The 3974-nt window shown below is 63.3% G+C and carries 4 protein-coding genes; all 4 read right to left on the reverse strand.

Annotation, left to right across the window (positions count from 1 at the left end):
- Positions 1–605, reverse strand: a 605-nt coding sequence (locus EN879_RS26930; RefSeq protein ID WP_206521011.1) for a CHASE domain-containing protein, incomplete at its 3' end; no start/stop codon positions are given.
- A 127-nt stretch (positions 606–732) separates the two neighbouring features.
- Positions 733–1533, reverse strand: a complete 801-nt coding sequence (locus EN879_RS26935) for an ATP-binding cassette domain-containing protein (RefSeq protein ID WP_063169144.1) — start codon at positions 1531–1533, stop codon at positions 733–735.
- A gap of 11 nt (positions 1534–1544) precedes the next feature.
- Positions 1545–2897, reverse strand: coding sequence for a sugar ABC transporter permease (locus tag EN879_RS26940; protein WP_063169145.1), 1353 nt, complete (start codon positions 2895–2897; stop codon positions 1545–1547).
- A gap of 142 nt (positions 2898–3039) precedes the next feature.
- On the reverse strand, positions 3040–3974 hold a 935-nt coding region (xylF, locus tag EN879_RS26945), incomplete at its 5' end, for a D-xylose ABC transporter substrate-binding protein (protein WP_127274349.1).

A 3974-nucleotide genomic window follows, 5' to 3' on the forward strand; every position in this document is an offset into this window, starting at 1 on the left:
ACATTGAGCCGCACGAAAACGAAGAAGCCGGTGAACGTCTGCGCGGCGCCCGTGTCCTGCCCCAGCTGCACCAGCCCGCTGGCATGCTGCTGGTCGTCGGACATCGCCTTTTCGATCGCCGCACGCCGCACCGGTTCGCTGAACATGTCGTAGCCGATGCCGGCTTGATTGGATGGATCCAGCGGTTCGAACAGCACGATAGGGGTGCGCCAGGGTTGCGTGGTGTCCGGGTAGATTGGATGACTGACGCCATAATCGTGCAGCATGTCGCGTTCGACCGTCGCCTCGTCGCCCGTCTTTGCCAGCCTGAGGAAGCCGATACCGCGCAAGCCGGCGAAATTCTTGTCGACATCGAGCGCGGTGAAGAAGGCCTTGAACTCATTGCGAGAAATATCGCCATTGCGGGCGTCGAACAGGGCCTGCGTCGAGCGCAGCAGCGACAGATGCAGGTCGATGCGGCTCTCGATCCGGTTGAGCGCATCGTCGGCAGTCGCCTCGAACTTGATGCGCGCGGCTTCCTGCGTGGCGAAGTAGGCAAAACCTGCCATCACCATGCTGATCAGCGCGACGGCGATAAAGGCGATGATCGGGAAAAGCTTCTTCAACGGATCGTGCGGTCCCTGAGCAATGTCGGACCTTTATGCGCAAGTCGCCCTGCCAACACAATGCCAAGGCCAAGCCATCCCTACGGCTGGCATATCACGTGTCCGGCAACCGCGATCTGGCTTGATCTCAGGCCGCGATCTTCAGCGCGCCCGGTCCGGGAATGGCGCCTGGCGGGCATTTGCCCAGAATGATCATGCCCAGCACCTCGTCCTGGGTGACATCAGTGGTGCGGGCGGTGCCGACCACCTGGCCGTTCTTCATGACGCAGACCCGGTCGGCAAGCTCGAACACATCGTGGATGTCGTGGCTGATCAGGAAGATGCCGATGCCGTCGGACTTCAGCTGCTTGACCAGTTCGCCGACCTGCGTCGTTTCCTGCGGACCAAGTGCGGCCGTCGGCTCGTCCATGATCAGGATGCGGGCGTTGAACAGGATCGCACGCGCGATCGCCACCGATTGCCGCTGGCCGCCCGACAGCTTGATCACCGGCTCCTTGAAACGCTGGAACCGGGGATTGAGCCGACCCATCACCTTGCGCGCCTCGGCCTCCATGGCAACGTCGTCGAGCGTGCCCCAGGCGGTCATCAACTCGCGGCCGAGGAACAGATTGGCGGCGGCGTCGACATTGTCGGCCAACGCCAGCGTCTGGTAGATCGTCTCGATGCCGTATTTCTTGGCGTCGCGCGGGTTGGAGATCGATGCCTCCTCGCCGTTGACGAAGATCTGGCCCGAATCGCGCTTGTAGGCGCCGGACAGGATCTTGATCAATGTCGACTTGCCGGCGCCATTATGGCCGAGCAGCGCCACGACCTCGCCGGGGAAAAGATCGATCGAGGCGTCGTCGACGGCGCGGATGCCGCCAAACGCGATCGAGATGTTCCTCATGTCGATCAGCGCGGTGGCTGCAGGAGCAGTCTTGTCAGTCATGGCATGCCCTCCTAGACGCGCTTGCGATAGACGGTGTCGAGCCACACGGCGATCACCAGTACGGCGCCGACGACGATGCTCTGCAGCGGCGAGTCGACACCAAGCAGCACCATGCCGGACTGCAGCGATTGCATCAGCAGGGCGCCGAGCATGGCGCCGATGATCGTTCCCGACCCGCCGGCTAGCGACGTGCCACCGATCACGGCGGCTGCAATGACGAGCAGCTCGTCGAGCGTTCCAAGCACGTTGGTGGCCGAATTCTGCCGGGCCGAGGAGATCGCCGCGGCAATCGTGGCCAGCACGCCCATGATCATGAACACCTTCATGGTGATCCAGCGCGTGTTGATGCCGGCGAGATTGGCCGCCTCGGGATTGCCGCCGATGGCGAAGACATAGCGGCCGAAACGGGTGCGGTTGGTGATGAAGGTCATGACCAGCCCGACGGCGACCGCCATCAGCACCGGTATGGCGATACCGTGGGCGATGAACAGGCCGCCTTCGGGAACGGTGATGTTGTTGGCGGCCGCATATCTGTTCACGATGCCGATCGGCCAGGGGTAGGAGTTGGCGAGCCAGACCGCACCCATGATGGCGCCGCAGGTGACGACACCGAGCAGCGCCTCGGCCCAGATCGGACGTAGCGGAAAACGGAAACGCTTGCGCTGCACCCGCCCGTTGAACAGCCCAAACACCACGGCGAGGCAGGCGACGATCCCGACAACCCAGCTCCAGGTTGCGCCGATCGATCCCGCCGGCCCGCCGCCCATCAGCTGAAAGGTGGCGTTAAGCGGCGCCACGGTCTGGCCTGATGTGACCCACCAGGCAGCACCGCGCCAGACCAGCAGGCCGCCCAGCGTCACGATAAAGGCGGGCACTTCGAGATAGGCGATGACGAAGCCTTGAAAGGCGCCGATCAACAGGCCGAGCGCCAGGCCGATGACCAGCGCCAGGGCCCAGATCCACGGATTGCCGAGTTCGAGCCCGACAAAACGCACCAGGAAATGCACCTGGGCAAATCCCATCACCATGCCGATCAGGCCCTCGGCGGAACCGACCGACAGGTCGATGTTGCGCATGACGATGACCAGCACCATGCCGCAGGCCATGATGGCGACCGCGGATGTCTGCACCGACAGGTTCCACAGATTGCGCGGCGTGAGAAAGGTGCGGCTGTCGAAATCGAGCGGGTTGACGCCGAGGCGCAGGCTGGAAATGACATGCAGCCCAATCCAGATGACCAGCAGCGCGCCGATCATGCCGAGCATCCGGGTGTCGATCTCGGTCGCCTTCAGGAACCGGGCGACGGCGCCGAGTTCCGACGCGCGCGCCGTATCGGCCTGCGGGTTGGACGTCGTGTCGGTCATGATTTCCTCCCACCGGCTGGCCGTCTGACGCGCATGCCGGAGCCCAGCCTAGAAGCTATCCGCATGATGCGGAAACACAATTCTTTGAGAAAACGCCGCGGCTTTTGGGCCGCGGCGTTCAGATATTTCGAAGTGGTCCGGATCAGTTACAGGCCGCGACGGTGCCGGCAGCGACACCCGCGCAGACTTCGTCCTTCTTGATCCAGCCAGCGTCGATGACGACGTTGAGATTGTCCTTGGTGATGGCAACCGGAGTCAGGAACAGCGACTTGACGGTGTTGCCGCCCGGCGTCGTGAAGTCCTTGGCGCCGGCGATGTCGCTCGTCTTCTTGCCGTCGGCCAGTTGCGAGGCGATCTCGGCGGCATTCTTGCCGAGCTCGCGCGCGTCCTTCCACACCGACACGGTTTGCGTGCCCAGGGCGATGCGGTTCAGCGCGGCGTGGTCGCCGTCCTGCCCCGAGACCGGCACGGTGCCGGCCAAGCCTTGAGCCGTCAGCGCCGCGACGACGCCACCGGCAGTGCCGTCATTGGCCGCGACCACCGCGTCGACCTTGTTGTCGTTGGCGGTCAGGAACTGTTCCATGTTCTTCTGGGCGTTGGCGGGCAGCCAGCCATCCGTGTAGGCTTCGCCGACATTCTTGATCTTGCCGCTGTCAATGGCTTCCTTGAGCACTTCCATCGAGCCCGAGAACAGGAAGTCGGCATTGGGATCGGCACCGGAGCCCTTGATGAAGACGTAGTTGCCTTCCGGCTTGACCTTGAACACTTCGCGGGCCTGCATGCGGCCGACTTCCTTGTTGTCGAAGGTCAGATAGAAAACATCCTTGTTCTCGATCAACCGGTCATAGCCGACGACCGGAATGCCTTCGTCCAGGGCTTTCTGCACGGCCGGGCCGATGGCCGAAGCATCCTGCGCCAGGATGATCAGGGAATTGGCGCCCTGCGAGATCAGGCTTTCGACGTCCGTAAGCTGCTTGCCGGGATTGGACTGCGCATCGGCGGAGATGTACTTGTCGCCGGCGGCCTCGATCGCCGTCTTCATGGCGGCCTCGTCGGTCTTCCAGCGTTCCTCCTGGA

It is taken from the genome of Mesorhizobium sp. M7A.F.Ca.AU.002.02.1.1 (genome assembly GCF_003998535.1).
In the GTDB taxonomy this organism is placed as follows: Bacteria; Pseudomonadota; Alphaproteobacteria; order Rhizobiales; family Rhizobiaceae; genus Mesorhizobium; species Mesorhizobium ciceri.

Coding starts and splice junctions, on each gene's coding strand:
- EN879_RS26935 (WP_063169144.1), bottom strand. CDS start 1,533: ATGACTGACAAGACTGCTCCTGCAGCCACCGCGCTGATCGACATGAGG.
- EN879_RS26940 (WP_063169145.1), bottom strand. CDS start 2,897: ATGACCGACACGACGTCCAACCCGCAGGCCGATACGGCGCGCGCGTCG.